Origin of the sequence: Micromonospora cabrerizensis, assembly GCF_022230955.1 — a bacterium.
Taxonomy (GTDB): Bacteria; Actinomycetota; Actinomycetes; order Mycobacteriales; family Micromonosporaceae; genus Micromonospora; species Micromonospora cabrerizensis.
Genome location: NZ_JAKKFI010000101.1, coordinates 56,001 through 79,239 on the forward strand (window position 1 = coordinate 56,001; position 23,239 = coordinate 79,239).

A 23,239-nucleotide genomic window follows, 5' to 3' on the forward strand; every position below is an offset into this window, starting at 1 on the left:
GATGGGGGAGACGCGGTGTGGGGTGGGGTGAACGGCACGGGCCGATCCTCGGGACATCGAAGAATTCGTCGCGGCCGGGGTGGCCGAGCCCATCGTAGGGCGAGCGGCCGATGTGGTGAAGTTCAGCCGGAGAAGCGGTGCCCCGCGCGCTGTAGGGCGGCCGTGCCCTCGGTCAGCCGGACGGCCGGCACCAGCAGATAGTCGGTGTCGAAGGTGGAGAACGTGACCACGCTGACCCGTGCCTCGGCCAGCGGGTCGACCAGCGCGGCCAGGCTGCCGGTGGCGGCCATCCCCACCGGGGCGGTGACCCGCAGACAGCGCCACACGGTTTCCACCACGGCCTGTGCGGGAGCCCGGTCGGTCGGGCAGATCACGGAGATCCCGTCGGAGGTCCAGCTCACCGTGACCACGTCGGTGTCGCGAAGCCCGCTGGACATCGCGTACGGCAGGGTGGTGCCGGCGGCCAGGCGGCACACGGCGTAGTCCCCCGGCAGCAGCGCGATATCGAGCATGAGGGCACCCTACGGCCTGCGTGCGGGCTCACCTAAGCAACGCCGCGTGCGGTGTGGAACACACTCCGCCGCAGGTCAAACCTCGGAGAAGAAGGTGAGCGAGCCGGCGACGGTGCCGTCGGTGAGCACCGGAGTGGAGATCGCGTCGACGGTCGCGTCGGAGCTGCTGGCCGATGCGGCCTGCACCCGGAGCAACCCTCGGGCGAGTCGGCCGGAGGAGAGCGCCAGCAGGGGTGGGATCTTGTCGGCCTCGGCCTCGGTCAGCTCGCCCCGGTTGGCGGTGAAGTCGAGCAGGCGCAGCCCGCCGTCGAGCAGCGGTCGCCCGATCAGAGCGTCGGGCTCACCCAGGCAGAGCAGCTCGCAGCCGGACGTGGAGATCGCCACCACCCTCGTGTCGGCGTCGATCAGCAGGCACGGCTCGTCGGCCCGGGACACTGTCGAGGACCATTGGCCGACATTGTCGGACTCCGGCTCTGTCGAGGCCCGTGCCGCCGGCACGAACGCTTCCGAGAGCGAAAGTTCGACGTGGGCCACCGCGCCTCCTATGTGCACCGATCGACTGTCCACGCTAGCGGGTCGCCGACGAATCACCGAGCGCACCGGGTCACCCGGGCCGCACAGCCTGAACCGAGGCGGCCGGTGACGGCGCGGGAAGCCGGTGAGGTGGACGGGGGGACCGGAGCCGCGTGGCGTCGCCGGTGACGTTACCGGCGACTGGCCGGCTTGTCAGCGGCCGTTCGGCCCTCGTCATACCACCGGTAGTCGGCCGTTGGACGGTACGTGCCGTTCAGCCAGGTGCCAGGGTGCTGTGCGACCCGGGACAGCTTCTCGGCGGTGGCAGGGCTGATCCGACTGCCACCAGCCACGAGAAGCCGATCCAGCTCGCGGTGGGTGGCCATCAGACAGTCCTTCGGAAGGCCGTAGACACTGATCACGCCGGAGCCGACGAAGGTCAGCACCGGCGTCACCGGAACGGGCAGCCCCACCGCGTCGGAGAGGGCCTTGCTGGCCCGCTTGGCGTCCCGGCGGGACTCGGCCACGTACGGCGGTCGCTTACCGTTGATCTGCACCACGTCCCCGGCGACGAGCACTCTGGCCCGGCCGTGGTCGGCGATGGTCACGGCGAAGAGGCCGCTCGGCCCGATGGCGAGGAACCCGGCGCGCTCGTCCTGACCGCGGTCGAGGACGTCTGTCACGTCGGTGCGCGGCCACTCGATCACGTGCCAGGCGGGCCCGAGGTGATCGAGTTGGCCCAGCGCCCGTGCCCCGGCCGCCTCGAGGCGGCGCGCGCCCCGCTCGGCCCGACGGCGGCGGGCCCACTCGAGCGGTGTCGGACGGACTGGTTCGAGAACCCCCGTCGACTCGGCGCGGGGGTGTGGCACCGCGACGGGCGGCAGTGCCCGAGCGGACGGTACGGCTCGTCGTGCGGGAAAGACAGTCATCGTCGACCTCCGGCAAAAGGTCCCTCGAAGTTATGTCCCCACTACCCTACGTTGCCACTACCGGGGTTCGGCAAGCCGGAGCGCCGGAGTGACTGTGGATGAATGCCATATTCATCCACAGTTCTTTTCTCGGATGCCGCCAAACCCTGCCCTACGCTGCGGGAGTGACCCACTACGTCGACAGTGAAGTCGGCCGGCTCGGCACCGTACTGCTGCACCGGCCCGGCCCCGAACTGGCCCGGCTCACCCCACGCAACAACGACTCGCTCCTGTTCGACGCGATCCCCTGGGTCGGACGGGCCCAGGAGGAGCACGACGCGTTCGCCGCCGCCCTGCGCGAGCGCGGGGTGGAGGTGCTCTACCTGGCCACCCTGCTGGCCGAGACGCTTGCCGTCGCGGACGCGCGGGCCGAGCTCACCGAACAGGTGCTGCGCTCCCGGCGGCTCGGCGACACCCTGCGGGCCCGCGTCGCCGACCACCTCTCCTACCTGGACCCGGCGGCCCTGGCTGACGTGCTGACCGCCGGTCTGGCCCACGAGGAACTGCGGATCAGCTCGGAGCGGCCCGGCGGGCTGGTCTACACCCTCATGGATCGGCACGACTTCGTCATCGACCCGTTGCCCAACCTGTTGTTCACCCGCGACTCGTCGCTCTGGATCGGCGACCGGGTCGGCGTCACCAGCCTGGCCATGCCCGCCCGCCGCCGCGAGACCACGCTGACCGACGCCATCTACCGGCACCACCCGCGCTTCGCCGGCACCGAGTTCGTCTACCGCCCCAACCTCGAACACCTTGAGGGCGGAGACGTGCTGCTGCTCGCACCCGGGGTGCTCGCGGTCGGGGTGGGTGAGCGGACCACACCGGCCGGTGCCGAACGCCTCGGCCGACAGGTCTTCGCCGCCGGCCTGGCCCACACCATCCTGGTGGTGCCGATCGCCCAGAAACGCGCCACCATGCACCTCGACACCGTCTGCACGATGGTCGACGTGGACGCCGTGCTGATGTACCCCAACATCGCGAGCACGCTGTCCGCGTACACCGTCATCGCCGGCGCGGACGGTGAGGACCCGCGCGTCGACGGGCCGGCGCCGTTCCTGCGGGCCGCCGCCGACGCGATGGACCTCGACCTGCTCCGGGTCATCGACACCGGGCTGGACCCGGTAACCGCGGAACGCGAGCAGTGGGACGACGGCAACAACACCCTGGCGCTGGCGCCCCGGCTCTGCGTGGGTTACGAGCGCAACACCGAGACCAACGCCCAGCTGGAGCGGGCCGGCATCGAGGTGATCCCGATCGCCGGCTCCGAGCTGGGCTCCGGCCGGGGTGGGCCGCGCTGCATGTCCTGCCCGATCACCCGCGAGCCGCTGCCGGCCGGAACGGGCCGGGTGGGGCTCAGCGGAGGGTGAGCTGACGGCCGAGCAGCCCCTGCCGGGCGCGTCGGCCGGCGGCGTCCAGCGGGTCGCCGGCGGCCAGCGCCTCCGCGTACCGCTTGGCGAACTGCGCCACCGGGTCCTCCCAGTCGGCCGCCGGAGTCTCCTCCGGCAGGTCCCAGACCGGCACCAGACGACCGTGTGCGCGGAACATGCCGGCGAACTTCGTCTGCTCGCCGAGCGTCAGCGAACCGGCCGCGCCGAGACGGGCCAGCGCGTCCAGGGCGGCGTCCTCGTCCTCGGGCAGCACCCAGCGCACGTGTGCCTTCTCCGGGACCTGGCACCAGTACGCGGCCTTCGCCGCGCTCAGCCGCACCGTCGGGTAGATGGCCGCGTTCGCCCGCTCCAGGGACGCCTGGACGGTCGGATCGTCGCCCGCCCCGGGGTCGAGCCAGAACTCGAAACCCTCGTGCATCGTGATGTCCAGTGGGCCGTCCACGAGGATGTCCTGGAGGCGTGGGCCGGGGCCGGGCAGCGGCGGCACGGCCACCTGGCCACCCGGCTCGGTCCGCAGCGCGCAGAGCAGCGCCTCGGCCAGGTCCCGGGAGACGTCACCGGACTGCTGGTGGCGCTGGAGGCCGATGAGCACCCGACCGTCCGGCTTGGTGATCGCCGGGGCGGCCATCGGCAGCACCGTGGCGAGCGTCGCCGGCCGGTCGCCGAACTCCTCGACCAGGGCGGGCGACAGTCGCAGCGGCGCGGAGGCGGCCGGCACCAACTCGCGTAGGGCGATCCACTCGGGTTCGTCGACCAGCCCGTCGAACGGACGCGGGACGAAGATGTCCCGCACCTTCTCCCGGCGGGGGGCGGTGTCGGCGGCGGTGCGCTGGCTCTTTCGACGCTTGCTCACGGCGTCACAGCCTAGAGCCCCGACCGGCTTCCCGTGGGCGGGACCCACCCATCCCGAGCCCGTCGAGCACCGGCCGCGGCGACGAAATCATGGTCAGTGACGGTCAGCGTGCCGGCACCAGGTCGGGTCGGGGTGTCGGCACCGGGTCGAACTCGGCCCAGACGCGCTGGCCCATGCCGTCGCGCTCGACGCCCCAGCGGGTGGCCAGACCGGCCACGATGTGCAGCCCCCGCCCGTCCGCCGCGTCAAGGCTGGTCGTCCGGAGCCGCGGCCCGGTGCTCGCACCGCCGTCGGTGACCCGCAACTGGATCAGAGTGCCCTCGGCCGAGGGTCGCAGGCGCCAGGCCACCCGGATGACTCCGCCGGGCAGCGGCCGGGCGTGCCGCACCGCGTTACCCACCAGCTCCGCGAGCACCGCGATCAGATCCGCGAGGAGCGTCGGGGGTACGACGTCCGTCAGTTCGCCGGCGAGCCTGTGCCGGGCGAGCCGTGCCCCGGCCGGGTGGTGGGGAACCACCACGCACCACGCCCGCTCCTCCGCTGCCGCTGCCACCGTCGCCTCCACGTCGCGCCACCTCGGTCAACCGCGTGGTAGCCGCACCTCTGCGACCGTACCGCCGCCGGTCCTCGGACGTAGGGATACCCATCCATTCTGTTGTTCAACGATCCGGCGGACGAGATAGAGGCCGAGCCCCGCTCCCGGATAGCCGCGCCGGTCGCCGGACTCGCCCTGCCAGAACCGGTCGAAGGCACGCTCGACGTGCTCCGGTCGGATGCCGATGCCCCGGTCGCTGACCCGGAACGCCACCAGTTGACCGTCCACCGAGGCGGTGATCTCGATCGGGGAGCCCGGTGCCGAGTACTTGCCGGCGTTGGTCGTCAGTTCGGTCAACACCGTGGCAAGGCTGGGCCGGTGGCCGAGCGCCTTTGGCAGGTCGGTCGGAAGGAGCAGCACCAGCCGGCGACGCAACTCCGCCGGCAGGTCGCCCACGGCGGAGCGCAGCGCCTCGCCGAGGTCGAACGGGGTCGGAGGGTCGTCCCCCGGCCCCGCCTCGGCGGCCGAGGAGAGGAGACGGTCGACCAGCCGGGCCAACTCGTTGGCGCGCTGCCCGATGACCCGGGCGGCCTGCCGCCGGTCCGCCTCGGTGAGCGACTCCCAGTGATCGGTGAGGGTGTCCGCGTACCCCTTGATCACGGTGACCGGGGTGCGCAGCTCGTGGCTGGTCACCGCGACGAACAACTCCCGGTCGTGGTCGCGGCGTTGCTGGTCGGTGATGTCGCGGAAGGTGACCACCCGCAACGTGCCCGGGCCCGGCAGCTCGCCGGAGGTGATCCGCAGCCAGCGGCCGTCCGGCATCCGGTGGTCCCGGACCTGGCCGGAGGGGGGCAGCGGGAACGGCAACGGCGCGCTCAGCGCCTGCTCGACCGACCGGCCGGTGACCTGGGCGGCGGCCGGGTTCCAGAGTCGGACGTGCCCGTCCCGGTCGACGACGGCCAGCCCGTCGGCGAGTGCCGCCACCACCGGGCCGTCGCCGTGCACCGGCAGGCCGCTCTGGTCGCCGTACATGTGCGCGACGCAGGAGGCGAGGTAGGCGACCACCCCCTGCTGGTCGGGGCCCGGCTCGTCGTCGCCCGAGTAGAGCGCGTGCAGGCTGCCGACGATGTGGCCGCCGATCTCCGCCCGGGAGACCACCATCCAGCGCAGGTCGCTGCCGGCCAGCTCGCCGGCCAGTTTGCCGTTGAGGTGGACCACCCGCGCCTGGCGGACCCGTGGCCCGGCGAGCAGACAGGCGGTGTCCGGGTCGTCGGCCGCCAGCGGACGACCGAGGGCCCATTCCGCCCCGCCGGTCGCGGCGATCACGCGACCGCCGGTCGGACCGAACTCGACGAACGCCATACCGTTCGCGCCGAGTGCCGGCTGGGCCACCCGGAGGAGCTGGGCGAGGACCGGCAGGCCGGCGTCCCCAGAATTGATCATCTCGATCACGACGGTGTGGCCGGCGAGGAGAGCGGGGAAGTCAATACGCTCCGGCATGGGCCGAGTCTGCCCCGTCGACCCGGATTTGGGCACCCCCGCCGGTCAGCGGCCCAGCCGGGCGAGGGCGTAGGCCGGCCGGTCGGTGATGATCCCGTCGACCCCGGCGGACAGCACCAGCTCCAGGTCGGTGGGCTCGTTGACCGTCCAGACGTACACCTGGTTGCCGGCCGCGCGCAGTGCGGGCAGTAGCTGCGGACGGCCCCGGACCAGGCCGATGCCCGGCCCGGCGATACGGGAGCCGAAGGGCAGCCGGCCCAACCGCAGCCAGCGCGGCAACACCTCCAGCAACAGGACGGTGGGCAGCGTCGGAGCGAGTTCGCGCACCCGGCGGACCGCCAGCGGGGAGAACGACATCACGGTGACCTGCACCGGGTCGTCCGGCGCCGGGTCGGCCAGCCCGTACCGGCGCAGCATGGTGACCAGTCGTCGTTCCACGTTCGAGCCGTAGCGGGACGGGTGCTTCGTCTCCACCAGCAGCCGGACCGGCCGGCCGGCGTCGAGCACCGCGTCCAGCAGCCGGGCCAGGGTGAGCAGCCGGGTGTGCGAGTCGTCCGGCGGCAGGTCGCCGCCCGGTGCGCCGCCCGGGTGCCACGAGCCGAAGTCCAGTGCGTCCAGCTCGGCGAGCGTACGCGCGCTGACCAGACCACGACCGTTGCTGGTGCGGTCGAGTCGACGGTCGTGTACGCAGACCAGGTGCCCGTCCCGGGTCAGCCGGACGTCGCACTCCAGGCCGTCGGCACCCTCGTCGAGAGCGCGCAGGTACGCGGCGAGGGTGTGCTCGGGAAGGTCGTACGAGGCGCCGCGGTGCGCGAAGACCAGTGGCCCGCCCATGCCGCCCGCCTCAGATGACCTGGCCGGGCTGCCCGTTCGCGTCGACCACCGGTCGGCCGACCGCAGCCCACTGACGCATCCCGCCGTCGGCGTTACGCACCTGCTCCCAGCCGTTGTTGATCAGGTAGGCGACGACCTGGGCGGAGCGCCCGCCGGAACGGCAGACGACCGCCACGTCCCGGTCGGTGGGCACCTCGGCCAGCCGGGCTGGCAGCTCCATCATCGGCAGGTGGTGAGCGGTGGGCGCGTGGCCGGCCGCCCACTCGTCGTCCTCCCGCACGTCCAGCAGGTAGGTCTCGTCGGCGATCTCGGTCACGGGCACGGTGGGAACCTGGGGTCCGAACACAGGAAGCAACACTAGATCCTCGTGGGCCGGTTCGGCACCGACCCGGCCGTCGGCACCGTCACAACCGGGTCACCCAGCGGGGGTTGGCCTGGGCCCAGGCCGGCACCCGCGTGCCGCGAACCGCCTCGAACAGCCCGTTGCCCCCGTTGTCGAGCACCACGTACGAGACCTCGTCGATGGTCTGCGGTGAGGAGGGCACCTGGACGCCGCGCATCCCGTCGGGCGGCAGCGCGCGCAGCGCGAGAAGCAGGTCCTCCAGGGGTACGCCGTTGGTGTCGACGGTCAACGACCCGCCGACCGCCCGGAGCACCTGGTCGAGCTTGAGCGGGTTGTTGCGGAGGTCCGCCCTGCCGGCGCTGTCCAGCATCGCCCGGAGCAACTGTTGCTGGTGGTGCTGCCGGTCGTAGTCACCGCCGGGCAGGTCGTAGCGCTGTCGCACGTAGTCCAGCGCCTGTGCCCCGTCCATCTGCTGACAGCCGACGGGGAAGACGCGGTTGGTGTGGATCGAGCGGACCTCGGTGTCCACGCACATCTGCACACCGCCGAGCAGGTCGATGACCTTGCGGAAGCCGGAGAAGTCGATCAGCGCGGCACCGTCGAACCGGATGCCGGTGAGCCGGGTCAGCGTGGCGGAGAGCAGCTGGGCGCCGGCCTGCCCGCCGCCGCCGTGCTCGTACGCCGCATTGATCTTGTCCTGGCCGCCGCCGAAGCCGTTGCCCGCCGGGATGGCGACCAGCAGGTCACGGGGGATGGAGAGGAGGTAGGCCTCCCGCTGCCCGGCGGGGACGTGCACGATGAGGATGGTGTCCGAGCGCTGGTCCGGTCCGCTGCCTCCGGGGCGGCGGTCGGAGCCGACCAGGAGGTAGTTGAGAGGCCCGTCCAGGTCGGTGCGGTCGGTGCGGGCGTCGGCGTCGAGCAACTGTTCCTTGGTCACCGTGCGTTCGTACCGGTTGCTCAGCGTCCTGAGCCCGGCGACGGCGAGCCCGGCCAGCAGGACGAGGACCAGGCCGACGCCGAGCATGATCCGCGACCCGCGAGCGTGGCGTGCTCGGGCCGACGGGGCCGCTCCGGCCCGGCCTGCCGCGTTCCGTCCTGACCTGGACGTGACCGCCTCCCCGCAGCCGATACGTGAAACCTGTTCACGTCAGGCTACGGGCGGTGACGATGGCGTCGCTGGCTTTTCGCGACTCCCGACCGTCACTTGCGGTTGGAGATCACCTCGGGGTGGGTGAAGACGAACTCGGCGAGCTTGTCCTGCTTGACCGCCCGGAACATCTCCTTGGTCTCCTCGTTCAGACCCTCGGTGTTGTTGCCGTTGGCGTGGAAGGTGCCGTTGTTGGTCTTGAGCATGGTCAGCTCGTTGCCGGTGACCCCGCGCATGGTGAAGATGAAGTCCTCGATCGGCACGCCGCCGGTGTCCAGCACGGACGCCTCGCCGGCCGCCTTGATCAACTGCTTGATCTTGGCCGGGTTGGTCAGCATCCCGCGGTCGGTGGCCTTCTTGGCCATTGCCTTGATCAGCTGCTGCTGGTTCTGCTGGCGGTCGTAGTCGCCGTTGCGGAGAGACTTGCGCTGCCGGGAGTAGTCCAGTGCAGCCCAGCCCTCCATCTCCTGGCAGCCCTTCTTGTGCACCACCGGGGTGCGCGGCTTGCCGGTCTTCTTGGCGTCGGCGTTCCACATGGGCTTGCCGTCGACGTACGACATGTGCAGCGACTTGACTTCCTGGCTGACGCAGATGCGCACGGTGCCCAGGGTGTCGATGACGTTCTTGAAGCCACCGAAGTTGATGATCGCCGCGCCGTCGAAGCTGATCCCGGTGAGGCGCTTGATCGTCTGCGCCATCAGCTGTGCGCCACCCTCCCAGCCGCCACCGTTGCGGGCGCCCGCCTGGAACGCCGCGTTGATCTTGTCGGTGCCGCCGGTGAAGCCGCTCTTCGGGAACGCCGGGATCTGCGCCTCGGTGTCCCGGGGGATGGAGATCAGGTACGCCTGGTCGTGCGTGGCCGGGATGTGCAGGATGATGATGCTGTCCGAGCGGACGTCGTCGGCGGCCCAGCGCTCCCGGGCGTCCACGCCCAGCAGCAGCATGTCGATCGGCCCGTCCATGCTCGCGCCGCCCTCGGCGTCGGACTTGCCCGCCTCACCCAGCAGGTTGCGTTGCGCGATGCCGCCGGTCGCCTGACCGATCACCACCTTGCTGCCGACGATGGCCGCACCGCTGCTGAGCATCAGCACCGCCCCGAAGACCACGGTCAGCCGGGCCCACAGAGGGTCCTTGCGCTTGCTCCGCTTCTTCGCCGCCCCACCACCACCCGAGCGACCGCCACCGCCACCGCCACGGCCGCCGTCGCCGCTGCCGGGCGGACGACCGCCCGGTCCGCCGCCCGAGGGGCGCGACTGCACTGGTATGGCCGCAGAGATCCGGCCGCTGGGCGCGGCGGACCCGGAGGAGGAAGGGCGACGACTGGCCTGAACCGGCATTCGTGCTCCAGCTCGTGATCAGGAGGGGGCGGCACCACTGTACGGACATGAAAACGACTTGGCGAGTTCATCTCGGATCAATCGGATGTCGATCTTCCCGGATTCGGTCGATCGTCGCCATTCGATGACCCGAACGGCGGGTCCGCCGTCGGGTCATCGGCAGCGGGGTGCCCCGCCACGGTCAGCCGCCGGCGTTGCCCTTCGGCGGGTTGGCCTTGACCCAGTCCGCCATGGTGTCCGCCGACATGGCCTTGTACATGGCGAGCGCCTTCTCCCGGTCCGAGACGACCACCGACTCGCCGTTTCTCGTCTCGCTGCCCGAGTTCGGGCTGGTCACAAAGGTGAGGTTCTGGCCGCGCAGGTTGCGGAACTGCAGCGCCATGTCTGTAACCGAGAAACCCTGGTCGACGGTTACGGCCGCGGTCACCGACTGGAGGAAATCGTTGAGCTTCTTCGGGTTCGCCAGCGTGCCGCTGCTTGCCGCCTTGTCCATCAGGGCCCGAAGGAACTCCTGCTGGTGCCGCATCCGGGCGAAGTCCCCGTCCGGGAACTGCTTACGCTGCCGGATCCAGTCCAGGGCCTCCGCGCCGTCCATGTGGTTGGTGCCCTTGGTGAATGTCCGGTACGGCTTGTGGATCGAGGTGACGGTGCGCTCCACCTTCAGGTCCACCCCGCCGAGGGCGTCCGTGACCTCCTTGAACCCGCCGAAGTCGATCGCCATCACATGGTCGATCCGCACGTCGGTGAAGCACTCCACGGTGCGTACCGCCAGCGGCAGCCCACCGAACGCGAACGCCGCGTTGATCTTCGCGCGGTCGCCGGAGTCGCAGTCCGCGCCGGCGCTGTCCGGGATCGGCACGTAGAGGTCACGCGGGATGGAGACCAGGTAGGCCTCCTGGTGGTCGGCCGGGATGTGCATCACGATGATCGTGTCGGCGCGCCACTGACTCTTGGTGTCGACCGGTGCGTCCGGGTCCCGTGAGTCGCTGCCGACCAGCAGGATGTTCAGCGCGCCGTCGACCGCCTTGACCGGCCGGCCACCCGTGATCTCCGCGAACGGGTCGGTGCGGGCCAGGTCGCTGTTGAGGTTGCGCGCGTAGAGCCAGGCCCCCACGGTGCCGAGCAACGCCAGCACCAGCACCGCGACCCCGGCCACGAGGGCGATCCGACCCCAGCGCGGCCGCGGGCCACGCCGCCCGGAACCGCCGGCACCACCCGGGCCGCCGGGCCCGCGTGGCCCCGCCGGGCCGCCGGGCCTGGGCTCCTCCTCGTCGTACGACGGGTAGAAGCGTGCCTCGGTCGGACGGGCGCGCCCGGAGGCGCCCCGATCGGGGCCGGGCACCGAGGCGCGCCCGGCGCTGCGGTGCAGATACGGATGCGGGACGCCGGCAGACGAGGTCGCGGACATGTAACTCAGGGTACGTAGCGGGAGCCACCGCCGCCTTCAGGCGACACTCAGCGGCAGTCGGTACGCGGTGAACCGGTTACCCTAGCCGCGCCCGGAAGTGCTCAATCGTGCGTCGCAGGCCATCTTCGGGCGCGACCGCCGGCTCGTATCCGAGCAGTTCACGGGCGAGCGTGAGATCGGGGCGGCGCATCTCCGGGTCGTCCGAGCTGCGGGTGACGTAGGTCACCTGGGAGCTGCTGCCGGAGAGCGACACGATCAACTCGGCGAGTTGCCGCATGGTCAGCTCGTGCTCGGTGCCGCAGTTGACCGGGCCAGTCTCGGTCGAGTCGAGCAGCAGCAGGATGCCCCGCACCAGGTCCTCGACGAAGCAGATCGACCGGGTCTGGTTGCCGGTGCCGTGCACGGTGATCGGCTCGCCGCGCAGCGCCTGGGAGATGAAGGTGGGGATGGCGCGGCCGTCGTCGGGGCGCATCCGCGGGCCGTACGTGTTGAAGATCCGGACGATCGCCGCGTCGAGCCCGCGATAACGGTGGTACGCCATCGTCGCGGCCTCGGAGAAGCGCTTGGCCTCGTCGTAGACGCTGCGGACCCCGATCGGGTTGACGTTGCCCCAGTAGGTCTCGCGCTGCGGGTGCTCCTTCGGGTCCCCGTACGCCTCGGAGGTGGAGGCCATCAGGAACCGGGCGCCGTCGGCGGCCGCACGCTCCAGCAGGTGCAGGGTGCCCACCGAGCCGACCCGGAGGATCTCCACCGGCAGTTGGGCGAAGTCGGTGGGGCTGGCCGGCGAGGCCATGTGCAGGATCGCGTCGAACCGCTCGGCCAGCGCCGGGTGGTCGGTCGGAAGGCCGTCGGAGAGGTCCGCCTCGACAAATGTGAAGGTGGGCCGGTCCAGCAGGTGGGCGACATTTTCCTTGGAGCCGGTCACGAAGTTGTCCAGCGCCACCACCGTGCAGCCCCGGGCGATCAGGGAATCCACCAGGTGCGACGGGACGAAGCCGGCGCCGCCGGTGACGAGAACACGGTGACCGGACCCGAAGCGCTCAGCAACCTTCATGCCGGTCAGCCTACCGACCCGCATTTGCACGAAGAGGCCCCCTGTTGGGCACAGGGGGCCTCTCGTGACGAACGCTCGGATCAGTGGGCGCCGGAGCCCGTGAGGGCACGCACCTCCAGCTCCGCGTACTTCTCCTCGTCGTGCTCCTTGGAGATGATCGTGCCGATCCACCCGCACAGGAAGCCGAACGGAATGGAGAGGATGCCCGGGTTGGACAGCGGGAACCACTGCCAGTCGTGGTCCGGGAACATCGACGTCGCCGCGCCGGAGACCACCGGCGAGAAGAACACCAGCAGCACGGCCGAGAGCAGACCGCCGTAGATCGCCCACACCGCGCCGGAGGTGTTGAACCGCCGCCAGAAGAGGCTGTAGAGGATCGCCGGCAGGTTGCCCGAGGCGGCGACCGCGAAGGCCAGCGCCACCAGGAACGCCACGTTGAGGTTCTGTGCGTAGATCGACAGGGCGATCGACACCGCGCCGATCACCAGGGCGGAGATCCGGGCGACCCGTACCTCCTGCCGCTCCGACGTCTCACCCTTCTTCAGCACGTTCGCGTAGAAGTCGTGCGCGAGGCTGGACGAGGACGCCAGGGTCAACCCGGCCACCACCGCCAGGATGGTGGCGAAGGCGACCGCCGCGATGATCGCCAGCAGGGCTGCCCCACCCAGGTCACCGCCGAAGAACTCCAGGCCGAGCGCCTCCGCCAACTGCGGTGCGGCGGTGTTGCCCGCCTTGTCCTGTGCGGTGATGGCCTCGCTGCCCACCAGCGCCGCCGCACCGAAGCCGAGGGCCAGGGTGAGCAGGTAGAAGGTGCCGATGATGCCGATCGCCCAGAGCACGCTCTTACGGGCCGCCTTCGCGGTCGGCACCGTGTAGAAGCGGATCAGGATGTGCGGCAGGCCGGCGGTGCCGAGCACCAGGGCGATGCCGAGCGAGAGCAGGTCCATCTTGTTGTAGAACGTCTGTGTGGCGTTCCCGGCGACCTCCACGCCGTAGCGCAGGCCAGGTTCGAGGAGCTTGTCGCCCTTGCCCGAGGCGGAGGCGGCGGCGCCGAGCAGCTCCGACAGGTTGAAGTTGAACTTCGCCAGCACCAGGATCGTCATCAGCAGCGCGCCGCCCATGAGCAGGAACGCCTTGACGATCTGCACGTAGGTGGTGCCCTTCATGCCACCCACGGTGACATAAATGATCATCAGCGCGCCGACCATGACGATCGTCGCGATCTTCGCGGTGGACGCGTCCATGCCGAGGAAGGTCGTCCCCGGCCGGATGCCGAGCAGCAGCGCGACCAACGCGCCGGCACCCACCATCTGCGCGAGCAGATAGAAGATCGACACCGTGATGGTGGAGACCGCCGCCGCCGTGCGCACCGGACGCTGGCGCATCCGGAAGGCCAGCACGTCGGCCATCGTGTACCGGCCCGAGTTGCGCAGCAGTTCCGCGACCAGCAGGAGGGCCACCAACCAGGCGACCAGGAAGCCGATCGAGTAGAGGAAGCCGTCGTAACCGTAGAGCGCGATGATGCCGGCGATGCCGAGGAACGACGCGGCCGACATGTAGTCGCCGCCGATCGCCATGCCGTTCTGGAAGCCGGAGAAGGACCGGCCGCCCGCGTAGAAGTCCGTAGCCGTCTTGGTCTGCCGGCTGGCCCAGATCGTGATGGCCAGGGTCACCGCCACGAAGACCAGGAACAGCGTGATGGTCAGGTTGCGGGCGGTGTTGTTGCCCGCCTCAGCCGCGAGGAACGTCTCAACCGCGTGAACCGTCTTCACGGGTCACCTCCCCGATCTCGGCGCGGATCCGGTCGGCGACGGGGTCGATCTTCCGGTCCGCGTACCGGGAGTAGAGCCAGGCGATCAGGAACGTGGAGACGAACTGGAGCAGGCCGAAGACCAGCGCGACGTTGATGTTGCTGCCGAACAGCTTCGTGCCCATGAAGTCCCGGGCGTACGCGGAGAGAATGACGTAGAGCGCATACCACAGGAAGAACGCGACGGTCATCGGGAAGACGAAGCCGCGCAGCGCACGCCGCAGCCCGGCGAACTCGTCCGACCGTTGTACGGCCAGGTACTTGTCCGACTGGGAAGCGGCCGGAGCGGGTGTGTCCGTGGACATCTGTGGATCACCACCTTCACAGGCGTCAGAGGGGAGTTTCGCGCACCGTAAAGAGCGCGCTCCCCGACGGGGAAGGCCGAGATCGACGCCGGTCGTCGAGAGCGCCGAGCGGTTGCCTGGCTGCGCCGAGTGACTCAGATCACCCCGGTGACCGGTCGATCCCGGAGGGCCACCCGTTCAGCTCGGCAGCTCGTGGTACCGACCGCGATAGTGCAGCAGCGGAGCGGCCTGCTCGGCCAGGTCGACCGCCTCGATGGTGGCCTCCACCAGCAGTCCCCAGCCGTACTCCCGGGCGGTGTCCAGCCGGCACCCGGCCCAACCACCCGCGTCCGCCGGCACCGGCCCGTACGGCGTCTCGATCCAGGTGTCCGCGGCGAAGAGCCCGCCCGGAGAGGGGAAGAGGCCGGCGAACCGGTCGGCGAGCTGCCGGTGCGGCGGACCGAGCGGGGTGACCGCGAACCGACCCGCCTCCTCGGCTGCCGCCCAGAAGTCGGACTCCGGGTCGATCAGCCCGACGAGTCGGTCCGGCTCCCCCTCGGCGACCAGGGTGGACGACACCGTGAGCCCGGCCGGGCCGGGGGTCGTCCACAGTGTCACCGGCGCGGCGAGCCGCCCGCGCAGTCGACGTACCGGCGATCGTTGCCCGCTCGGCACCGCGAACGGGTCGGTGGAATGGATCTCGGCGCCCGGCTCATGATTCACGTGAAACATTGTGACCCCGCCCGCCCTGGTCGCGGACCCGGCCGGCGAAGGTTCGGACCAGGGTGGCCACCTCGTCCGCCCGCGTGTCGAGCACGAAGTGCCCACCGTCGAGCAGGTGAACCTCCGCTCCGGGGACGTCGGCGCGGTACGCCTCCGGTTCGGTGCTCTCGAACGAGGTGTCGTACCGGCCCCAGACGACCAGCAGTGGTGGCTGGGTCCGGCGGAGCCAGTCCTGCCAGGTCGGGTACGAGGCGACATTGGTGCGGTAGTCGTACATCAGGTCCAGTTGGATCTCGATCTGTCCGGGACGACTGAGGAAGGCGTGCTCGTCGACCCACAGGTCGGGGTCGTACCGGTCCGGGTCCGGGTCCCTGCCGACGTGGCGGGTGCGGGTCGCCTCCAGCGAGAGGACGTTCTCCCGGATCGCGGCCTCGTGCCCGGCGCGGTCCTGCCAGTACGCCCGCCGGGTGGCCCAGAGCGGCCCCAGGCCGGAGTCGTGGGCCACCGCGTTCTGCACGATGAGGCCGCGCAGTCGACCCGGATCGGCGAGGGCCATCCGGAACCCCACCGGCCCGCCGTAGTCCTGCACGTAGAGCAGGTAGTGCTCGGCGCCGACGGCGGTGGCGAAGTGGGCCATCACGTCGGCGAGCCGGTCGAACGTGTACGGGAAACGGTCCGGATCGGGGGCGTCGGTGTGCCCGAAACCCGGAAGGTCCGGAGCGATCAGGCGGAACTGGTCGGCGAGCCGGTCGAGCAAGGGCTCGAACATCCGCGACGAGGACGGGAAGCCGTGCAGGAGCAGCAGTGCGGGTGCGTCCGGTGCGCCGGCCTCCCGATAGAAGACGGAGAGCCCGTCCACGACCGTGCTGCGGTAGCGCGTGTGCGTACCCATGGCGACTGCCCCCGTTCCGGATGACCGCACCATAACGGCGGCCCGGCACAGCCGGAGGGTGTTCGCTCCTCGCCAACCTCCGGCATCAACGAGCACCGGCTCCTTGACGCCACGAGCTAATGCTGTTAGCTTTTGGCTAACCACATTAGCCACTCCCCCGGAGGACGTCATGACCGAACACCTGAGCAGGGCCGGCAACACCCTCGCCTACGACGTGACCGGGCAGGGCCCCCTGGTCGTCCTGGCACACGGCATGGGCGACAGCCGGCACTCCTACCGCTTCCTCGCTCCGGCCCTGGCCGCAGCCGGGTACCGGGTCGCCAACGTCGACCTCCGCGGCTGCGGCGACTCCAGCCTCGGCTGGGACGGCTACAGCCGCACCGACATCGCGGGTGACCTCGTCGCCGTCGTACGCCACCTCGGCGGCCCGGCCGTGATCATCGGCCAGTCGATCAGCGGTGGTGCCGCGACCATCGCGGCCGCCACGGCCCCCGAGCTGATCAGCGGTGTGATCGAGCTGGCCCCCTTCACCCGCGCACAGTCCGTCGACCTCGGTGGGTTGCTGCGGGTGCGGCGCTTCCGGGCCGGGTTCATCCAACTGGCGCAGGTCCTCCTGCGGGGGAGTCTGACGAGCTGGAAGAAGTACCTCGACATCGCGGTGCCGACCAAGCCGGCCGACTGGGCCAGCGAGCTGGCGCGCATCGAGGCCAAGATGGGCGAGCCCGGCCGGATGAAGGTCCTCCAGGCCATGGCCAAGTCGAGCCCGAGCGACGCCGGTGCGCAACTGCCCAACGTCACCTGCCCGGTCCTGGTGATCCAGGGCAGCGCCGACCCCGACTGGGCCGACCCGCGTGCCGAGGGCGAGCGCATCATCGCCGACCTGCCCTCGGGGCTCGGGGAGCTGGCCGTCATCGAGGGAGCGGGTCACTACCCGCACGTCCAGACGCCGGACCAGGTCCTCGCACTGGCCCTGCCCTTCCTCGCCCGGACGTTGGCCAATGCCTAAGTCCCGCCTCACTCCGGCGACGGTCACCGAGGCGGCCGCCGCGCTGGTCGACGAGGTCGGCTTCGACCACCTCAGCATGGGCCTGCTGGCCGAACGGCTCGGGATCAAGACCCCGTCGCTCTACAAGCACGTCAGCAGCCAGGCCGACCTGGCCCACCGGATCGCCGCCCTGGCCATGACCGAGATCGGCGATGCCGTCCGGGACGCGACCCAGGGCCGCGCCGGCCGCGACGCCCTGGTCGCCGGAGCGCAGGCCATGCGGAGGTACGTGCGGGAACACCCCGGTCGGTACGCGGCAGGCAACGCCGCACGCGCGACCGGGCCCGACGACCCGTTCGGCCTGGCCGCCGAGCGGGTGCTCGCCTCCTGGGCGGCCATGCTGCACGGCTACCGGCTGGACTCCCGCCAGGAGCTCCACGCGATGCGAATGCTCCGCAGCACGCTGCACGGGTTCGCGACCCTGGAAGCGGGCGGCGGGTTCCAGATCGACACACCCGTCGACGACAGCTTCACCTGGATGATCGACTTCCTCGACCAGGGCCTGCGGGGCCTCGTCACCACCCGCTGACCCATGGCCGACGAGATCCGTCCAGTCTGAACGTCGGTCAGCGACGCGGGGTGACCGTGGCCAGCAGCTCCGGTTGGCGTCGGTCCAGGACGTCACCGGCCAGGTACGCGCCCAGCAGCGCCGCCCCCAGCCCGTACGCCGCGCCCACCGGCAGGGCCAGCCAGAGCCAGGCGTCGCCGAGCAGCGCCGCGGCCACCACCATCGGCACCGCCGCGACCGCCGAGGCGAGCATCGCCAGCAGGGTGAGCAGCCCCTTCGCCACACCCGCACCGCTGTTCATCGCGAACGGGTTGCTCGTCTCCGGCAGCGAGTACGCCCCGAGCACCGAGACGAGGCTGTTCACCGCGAGCCCGGCGCCGTAGGTGGCCACCAGGCCGCCGATGGTGAGCCCGATCCAGCCCGGCCGGCCGAGCACGATCGACAGCACCACCGCGACGAACGCCAGCATCGGCAGGACGTACAGCGAGAAGGCCGTCATCCGCGCGCCCAGCTCGACCCGTCCCGGCACCCCGGCCACCACGTTCACGGCGTACGCGCTGCCGTCGAAGCCGAACTGGTTGGCCAGGGTGACCGCCGCGACCACGCCCACGAAGAGCATGGAGATGGTGACCAGGACCGGTGAGCTGTTGGCGGCACTCGTCGTCGAATCGGGCCCGTCCCCGGCCACGAAGCCCGCGCCGCCCAGGTTGATCATCACGGGCACGAAGATGCCGACCACCGCGATCGTGATCAGGTTGGCCCGGCGGCGGGCGTCCCGCCACCAGTAGCGGGCCTCACGGGCGACCAGGGCACCGAACCGGTCCCGACGGGCCCAGCCGGCGATGCGGGGGAAAAGTTGGGCGACAGCGCCACCGGTGACACCGCGTTGCACCGGAGCCTTGCCCGCGCTCGCCGCACCCACCATCGCCGACTCCAGCGACCGCGACCACCAGGCCAGCAGGGCACCGAGCGCCACCACCGTGATCAGCAACTTGACCGGCGCGGCCCACACCCGACCCTGGGCGACGTCGATGCCGGCGGTCCACGGCGCGCCGAACGGCGTCCAGCCGATCACGGTCGCCACGCCGGTCAACCGGGTCCAGTCGGCCTCCCGCAGCGCGGCGAGACCGAACACCTGCAACGGGCCGAGCAGCGCGGCGGTCACCGCCAGCAGCACGGCCGCCAGATCGCGGACCCGACGGGACCGCAACATGGTCGCGAAGGCGCTCGTCAGCGCCCGACTGGCGGCCACGCAGAGCAGCAGCCCGGCGATCACACCGACCACGGCCACCAGCCCCGCCGACCAACCGCCCAACGACCAGGCCGTGAGCACCAGCCCGAACGACGCGATCAGCACCGCCAGCACCGGCACGCTGACCAGGGCCGCCGCGAACAGACCGGTCACCAGGGTGCGGCGGGTCAGCGGCAGCAGCGCGAACCGGGCCGGGTCCAGTGTCTCGTCCACACCGAAGAAGACCAGCGGCAGGAGCAGCCAACCGAGCACCAGCAACCCACCGCCCGCCGCCGCGACCAGCACCGCGTACTGGCCCTCGCCCGTCAGACCGGGCAGGGCGAAGAGGAAGAAGCCGCTGACGGCGAACCACAGGCCGAGCAGCGCGCCGCCGATGAACAGGGCGATCCGCCAGCCCTGGCCCCGGAAGTTGTTGCCCATCACCCGCAGCTTCAGCCGTACGAAGTGCCGGGCGGAGACCGTACGGACGGGCGTGGCGTCCGTGCTCACCGGGACAGCCACGACAGCTCCTCGCCCGTCGCGGTGCGCCCGCCGACCACCTCGACGAAGACCTGCTCCAACGAGCGGTCACCACGGACCTCGCCGATCGTCCCGACCCGCTTGATGGTGCCGCTGGCCAGGATCGCCACGTGCGAGCAGAGTCGCTCGACGACCTCCATCACGTGACTGGAGAAGACCACCGTGCCGCCGCCGGCCGCGTACCTGGTGAGGATGTCCCGGATCAGGGCCGCGGACACCGGGTCGACCGCCTCGAACGGCTCGTCCAACACCAGCACCCGAGGGCCGTGCAGCAGCGCGCAGGCCAGGCCGATCTTCTTCTTCATGCCCGCCGAGTAATCCACCACCAGCGTCCGACCGGCGTCGCCGAGCGCCAGCACGTCCAGCAGCTCCGCGGCCCGCTGGTCGACCACCGCCGGGTCCATCCCCCGCAACAAACCGTTGTACGCCAGCAGCTCCGCCCCGGTCAGCCGGTCGAACAGCCGCACCCCGTCGGGCATCACGCCGAGCAGCCGCTTGGCCGCCACCGGGTCCTGCCAGACGTCCTGCCCGAGCACCCGGGCCGAGCCGGCATCCGGGCGCAACAGCCCGACCGCCATCGACAGGGTCGTGGTCTTGCCGGCGCCGTTCGGGCCGAGCAGACCGTAGAAGGAGCCGGCGGGGACGTCCAGGTCGACGCCGGCCACCGCGATCGTGCCGTCGAACCGCTTGGCCAGGCCACGCAGTGCGAGCGCGGGGTGCTCAACAGTCATGCGCCGACGTTATCCGTCGATCGCCGGTTCTGTCGTCCGGCGACGGGCGGACCCGAGATCATCCCCGAGGGGGACGGGCCCAGCGGCAGGAGCGGGTCACATCCGGAGGGCTTCCGGGGTGTGCAGGCGGAGCATCGTGGCCGCGACGTCGACCGGGGCGCGGCGTCGGGTGGCCATGGACACCGCGACCATCACCGTGAAGGCCAGCGGCACCGTCCAGGCCGCCGGCTGCGTGGTGAGCGTGGCCGGCCAACCGGACAGCGGCGGGCCCAGCACGGTGACCAGCACCGCGCCGATCGCCGCCCCGCCGCCGACCAGTACGCCGGCGGCCGCGCCCAGGTCGGTCAGGCCACGCCACCAGATGCCGAGCACCAGCAGCGGGCAGAAGCTCGACGCGGCGACCGCGAAGGCCAGCCCGACCACCTGCGACACGTCCAGCCCGGAGACGTGCAGCGCCAGCACCGTCGGCACCGCTCCGGCGATCACCGTGGCCAACCGGAAGCCGCGTACCGAGCCTCGGCCGAGCACATCCGTCGAGATCACCCCGGCGACGCTGGTCAGCAGCCCGGACGAGGTGGAGAGGAAGGCCGCGAACGCGCCCGCCGAGACCAGCGCGGCGAGCAGACGCCCGACCGTCCCGTCGCCGAGGGCCGCACCGGGCAGCAGCACCACCACCGCGTCGGTCTGCCCGCTGACCAGCAACTGCGGGGTGTAGATCCGGCCGAGCACCCCGTACAGGGTGGGCAGCAGATAGAAGGCACCGACCAGGGCCAGTACGACCAGGGTGGTCCGGCGTGCCGCCGCGCCGTCGGGGTTGGTGTAGAAGCGGACCAGCACGTGCGGCAGGCCCATGGTGCCCAGGAACGTGGCGAGGATCAGCGAGTACGTCCCGAAGAGCCCCCGGTCGTCGTCACCCGCGGCGCTGGGCAGCAACCAGTCGTTGGCGTCGGCCGCCACCCCGGACACGTCCGGCACCGGGTCGCCGGCGGCGAAGGTCAACTCGTCGCCGGGGCGTACCTCCCGGATCTCGCCGTCGGGCAGGGTGAGGGTCGCGCGGTGCTCGACCACGACGGTGGTCGCGGCCCGGAACGTCGGCCCGTCGGGCGGGGTCACCGCCGGGCGGCCGTCGGCCTGCCACTGCAACGCCAGGAAGATCACCGGTACGGCGAGTGCGGTCAGCTTGAGCCAGTACTGGAACGCCTGCACGAAGGTGATCGCCCGCATACCGCCCAGCGCCACGTTCGCGGTGACCACGGCGGCCACCAGCAGGGCGCCCACCGGGTACGGGGATCCGGCCACCGTGGCCAGGGTCAGCCCGGCGCCCTGGAGCTGCGGCACCAGGTAGAGCCAACCGATGAAGATCACGAAGGCGGTGGCCAGGATGCGCAGCCGGCGGGACCCCAGCCGCAGCTCGCAGAAGTCGGGCAGGGTGAACGCGCCGGAGCGGCGCAGCGGCGCCGCCACGAAGAGCAGCAGGGCCAGGTATCCGGCGGCGAACCCGACCGGGTACCAGAGGACGTCCACGCCGTACTTGAGAACCAGCCCGGCGATGCCCAGGAAGCTCGCCGCCGACAGGTACTCCCCGCCGATCGCGGCGGCGTTCCACGTCGGGCTGATCGCCCGGGACGCGACCAGGAAGTCCGATGTGGTCCGGGCCAGTCGCAGCCCGTAGAAGCCGATCCCGACGGTCACCAGGGTGACCGCCACGATGGCCGGAACCACGAAGTCGTTGCCCACCTCAGTGCTCCGGCCGCTGCACCAGGTCGGTGAAGTCCTGCTCGTTGCGCTCGGCCAGTCGCACGTACGCCCAGCCCACCCCGATCAGGAACGGGAAGGAGGCCACCCCGAGCAGCAGCCACGGCAGGTTGACGCCGCCGATGGTGGTCCGGCCGAGCGAGGGTGCGATGGCGAACAGCCAGGGCAGCCCGCCCAGCCCGATGGCCACCACCAGCGAGAGCCGCAGCGCCAGCGCGAGTTGGGCCCGGACCAGGCCGCGCACCAGCGCCTCACCGACCTGGGTCTGCTGGGCCAGCTCGGCGCGGGTCCGTTCGGCACGGGTGTCCTGCCGGGTGATCTCGGCCAGCACGATCCGGGCCCGCCGGGGCGGCGGTACCGCACCGCCCGACCCCACGTCAGGGAGTTGCTTGGCCACCCCGGCAGTCTCACCCGCCGCGCCGGATTGTCAAGCTGCCACGGTCACCAGGATCGGCCCGGCAGCCGGGCCGGTACCGGCCCGGCCCGGCTGCCCGGACAGGTTGTGGACCTCCAACCGGCCGGTCGACGTTCCGGTCGGGCGCCAATGGATTCGGCGATGGTCCGTGGAGATCGGTGGGTGGCGTTGTGAATAACCTGTGGAGAACGGTTCACGGCTGTGGATAACTCGGTGGCCTCAGCGGACGGTCACTCCGGGCCGACGCGCTCCGGGCGGGCGGAGGCGGAGCCGAGCCAGGTGTGCGGGTTGCCGTACCAGCACCAGCCCAGCTTCGGCGCGCCCTGGCTGATCCAGATTGCGGGCACCCGCTTGTCGCCGCACCGGGAGCCGACGAGCGAGAAGCACCGGTTGCTGGCCAGCGCGGCCGGGTGCAGCGTGACGAAGGCCAGCCCCTCGTCGATGGTGAGCGGCAACCGACCCTGGGCGGTGATCCCCTCCATGGCGGTGGCCGGGGCCAGGTTGCGGAACTCCTCGCCCCGGTCGACGTCGAAGAGCAGGTACGCCGGCCCGGCCGGCACCTCCAACTCCTTGATCGGGTCGAAGCGCGGCAGGTCGTCCTCGGCGTAGTTGCGGTCCAGGACCCCGGGCTTGCTCTTGCCGGCCAGGGTGGTGAGTTCCAGTCGTTCCCGCACCCCGATCAGGTCCCGGGTGATGACCAGCAGGAAGGCCACCCGGGCGTCGGTGGGGGCGGGCAGCCCGGCGGCACCCTCGATCGCCCTCGCCCGCAGGGGCTCGACCAGATCGCGGAAGGCGCTCTCGGGCAGTTCGGCGAGGGCGGGGTAGCCGAGCTGGACCAGTCGGTCGACCTGACGGTCGAACTCGGTGTCGGCGTCGAACGGGGAAACGGTCACGGCAGCCTCCGGAAGTCGTA

The 23,239-nt window shown here is 71.2% G+C and carries 24 protein-coding genes; 3 read left to right on the forward strand and 21 right to left on the reverse strand.

Features of this window, described 5'->3' with window-relative positions; all coding sequences use genetic code 11:
* Positions 1-122: 122 nt before the first annotated feature.
* From LADH09A_RS27040 to LADH09A_RS27050, 3 genes are all read right to left on the reverse strand, one after another.
* A complete protein-coding gene (locus LADH09A_RS27040; protein ID WP_238648434.1) occupies positions 123-512 on the reverse strand; it encodes an ACT domain-containing protein in 390 nt (129 codons plus the stop codon).
* 75 nt (positions 513-587) lie between these two features.
* Positions 588-1,046, reverse strand: coding sequence for a hypothetical protein (locus LADH09A_RS27045; protein ID WP_238648435.1), 459 nt, complete (start codon positions 1,044-1,046; stop codon positions 588-590).
* 170 nt (positions 1,047-1,216) lie between these two features.
* A complete protein-coding gene (locus LADH09A_RS27050) occupies positions 1,217-1,954 on the reverse strand; it encodes a hypothetical protein (protein ID WP_238648436.1) in 738 nt (245 codons plus the stop codon).
* A 164-nt stretch (positions 1,955-2,118) separates the two neighbouring features.
* Between LADH09A_RS27050 and LADH09A_RS27055 the strand changes: the two genes are divergently transcribed.
* Positions 2,119-3,360 (forward strand): arginine deiminase, encoded by a 1,242-nt coding sequence (locus tag LADH09A_RS27055; protein ID WP_099849398.1) that lies wholly within the window; start codon positions 2,119-2,121, stop codon positions 3,358-3,360.
* On the opposite strand, the gene LADH09A_RS27060 is transcribed toward LADH09A_RS27055, so the two are convergent.
* From LADH09A_RS27060 to LADH09A_RS27120, 13 genes are all read right to left on the reverse strand, one after another.
* Positions 3,347-4,234: a DUF5926 family protein gene (locus LADH09A_RS27060; RefSeq protein ID WP_238648437.1), complete on the reverse strand. Its 888-nt coding sequence runs from the start codon at positions 4,232-4,234 to the stop codon at positions 3,347-3,349. The genes LADH09A_RS27055 and LADH09A_RS27060 overlap by 14 nt on opposite strands.
* Before the next feature lie 103 nt (positions 4,235-4,337).
* On the reverse strand, positions 4,338-4,754 hold the full coding sequence (locus LADH09A_RS27065; protein ID WP_238648473.1) for an ATP-binding protein: 417 nt from the start codon (positions 4,752-4,754) through the stop codon (positions 4,338-4,340).
* 60 nt (positions 4,755-4,814) lie between these two features.
* Positions 4,815-6,269: a PAS domain-containing sensor histidine kinase gene (locus tag LADH09A_RS27070; RefSeq protein ID WP_238648438.1), complete on the reverse strand. Its 1,455-nt coding sequence runs from the start codon at positions 6,267-6,269 to the stop codon at positions 4,815-4,817.
* Between the two features lie 45 nt (positions 6,270-6,314).
* Positions 6,315-7,103 carry a glycerophosphodiester phosphodiesterase gene (locus LADH09A_RS27075; protein WP_238648439.1) on the reverse strand — a complete coding sequence of 263 codons (789 nt, stop codon included), beginning with the start codon at positions 7,101-7,103 and terminating at the stop codon, positions 6,315-6,317.
* Positions 7,104-7,113: 10 nt separating this feature from the next.
* Entirely contained in the window at positions 7,114-7,449 is a 336-nt protein-coding gene (locus tag LADH09A_RS27080; RefSeq protein WP_238648441.1) for a rhodanese-like domain-containing protein, read from the reverse strand.
* 58 nt (positions 7,450-7,507) lie between these two features.
* On the reverse strand, positions 7,508-8,470 hold the full coding sequence (locus tag LADH09A_RS27085) for an LCP family protein (protein WP_238648442.1): 963 nt from the start codon (positions 8,468-8,470) through the stop codon (positions 7,508-7,510).
* A gap of 176 nt (positions 8,471-8,646) precedes the next feature.
* A complete protein-coding gene (locus LADH09A_RS27090; protein WP_238648443.1) occupies positions 8,647-9,852 on the reverse strand; it encodes an LCP family protein in 1,206 nt (401 codons plus the stop codon).
* 259 nt (positions 9,853-10,111) lie between these two features.
* On the reverse strand, positions 10,112-11,338 hold the full coding sequence (locus LADH09A_RS27095; RefSeq protein WP_238648444.1) for an LCP family protein: 1,227 nt from the start codon (positions 11,336-11,338) through the stop codon (positions 10,112-10,114).
* A gap of 76 nt (positions 11,339-11,414) precedes the next feature.
* Positions 11,415-12,392, reverse strand: a complete 978-nt coding sequence (locus tag LADH09A_RS27100; RefSeq protein WP_238648445.1) for an NAD-dependent epimerase/dehydratase family protein — start codon at positions 12,390-12,392, stop codon at positions 11,415-11,417.
* 80 nt (positions 12,393-12,472) lie between these two features.
* Entirely contained in the window at positions 12,473-14,164 is a 1,692-nt protein-coding gene (locus LADH09A_RS27105; protein WP_238648446.1) for a monocarboxylic acid transporter, read from the reverse strand.
* Positions 14,142-14,507 carry a DUF485 domain-containing protein gene (locus LADH09A_RS27110; protein WP_238648447.1) on the reverse strand — a complete coding sequence of 122 codons (366 nt, stop codon included), beginning with the start codon at positions 14,505-14,507 and terminating at the stop codon, positions 14,142-14,144. The genes LADH09A_RS27105 and LADH09A_RS27110 overlap by 23 nt, the downstream gene beginning before the upstream one ends.
* Before the next feature lie 177 nt (positions 14,508-14,684).
* The gene (locus LADH09A_RS27115) at positions 14,685-15,218 is read right to left on the reverse strand and encodes a flavin reductase family protein (RefSeq protein WP_238648449.1); all 534 of its coding nucleotides are present in this window, start codon (positions 15,216-15,218) and stop codon (positions 14,685-14,687) included.
* Positions 15,199-16,101 (reverse strand): alpha/beta fold hydrolase, encoded by a 903-nt coding sequence (locus LADH09A_RS27120; protein ID WP_238648450.1) that lies wholly within the window; start codon positions 16,099-16,101, stop codon positions 15,199-15,201. Before LADH09A_RS27120 ends, LADH09A_RS27115 begins: the two co-directional genes overlap by 20 nt.
* A 169-nt stretch (positions 16,102-16,270) precedes the next feature.
* Between LADH09A_RS27120 and LADH09A_RS27125 the strand changes: the two genes are divergently transcribed.
* Both LADH09A_RS27125 and LADH09A_RS27130 read left to right on the forward strand, forming a co-directional pair.
* A complete protein-coding gene (locus tag LADH09A_RS27125) occupies positions 16,271-17,107 on the forward strand; it encodes an alpha/beta fold hydrolase (protein ID WP_238648452.1) in 837 nt (278 codons plus the stop codon).
* Complete coding sequence (locus LADH09A_RS27130) at positions 17,100-17,675, forward strand: TetR/AcrR family transcriptional regulator (protein ID WP_238648454.1); 576 nt, start codon at positions 17,100-17,102, stop codon at positions 17,673-17,675. Before LADH09A_RS27125 ends, LADH09A_RS27130 begins: the two co-directional genes overlap by 8 nt.
* Positions 17,676-17,712: 37 nt before the next feature.
* Here LADH09A_RS27130 and LADH09A_RS27135 read toward each other — a convergent pair whose 3' ends face one another.
* The 5 genes from LADH09A_RS27135 to LADH09A_RS27155 form a co-directional block, all read right to left on the reverse strand.
* Positions 17,713-19,407: an ABC transporter permease gene (locus LADH09A_RS27135; protein WP_238648456.1), complete on the reverse strand. Its 1,695-nt coding sequence runs from the start codon at positions 19,405-19,407 to the stop codon at positions 17,713-17,715.
* On the reverse strand, positions 19,392-20,156 hold the full coding sequence (locus LADH09A_RS27140; RefSeq protein ID WP_088950716.1) for an ABC transporter ATP-binding protein: 765 nt from the start codon (positions 20,154-20,156) through the stop codon (positions 19,392-19,394). The genes LADH09A_RS27135 and LADH09A_RS27140 overlap by 16 nt, the downstream gene beginning before the upstream one ends.
* 96 nt (positions 20,157-20,252) lie before the next feature.
* On the reverse strand, positions 20,253-21,893 hold the full coding sequence (locus tag LADH09A_RS27145; RefSeq protein WP_238648458.1) for a sodium/solute symporter: 1,641 nt from the start codon (positions 21,891-21,893) through the stop codon (positions 20,253-20,255).
* A 1-nt stretch (position 21,894) separates the two neighbouring features.
* On the reverse strand, positions 21,895-22,308 hold the full coding sequence (locus tag LADH09A_RS27150; RefSeq protein ID WP_238648459.1) for a DUF485 domain-containing protein: 414 nt from the start codon (positions 22,306-22,308) through the stop codon (positions 21,895-21,897).
* 248 nt (positions 22,309-22,556) lie between these two features.
* A complete protein-coding gene (locus tag LADH09A_RS27155; protein WP_238648461.1) occupies positions 22,557-23,219 on the reverse strand; it encodes a DUF5701 family protein in 663 nt (220 codons plus the stop codon).
* Positions 23,220-23,239 lie beyond the last annotated feature (20 nt).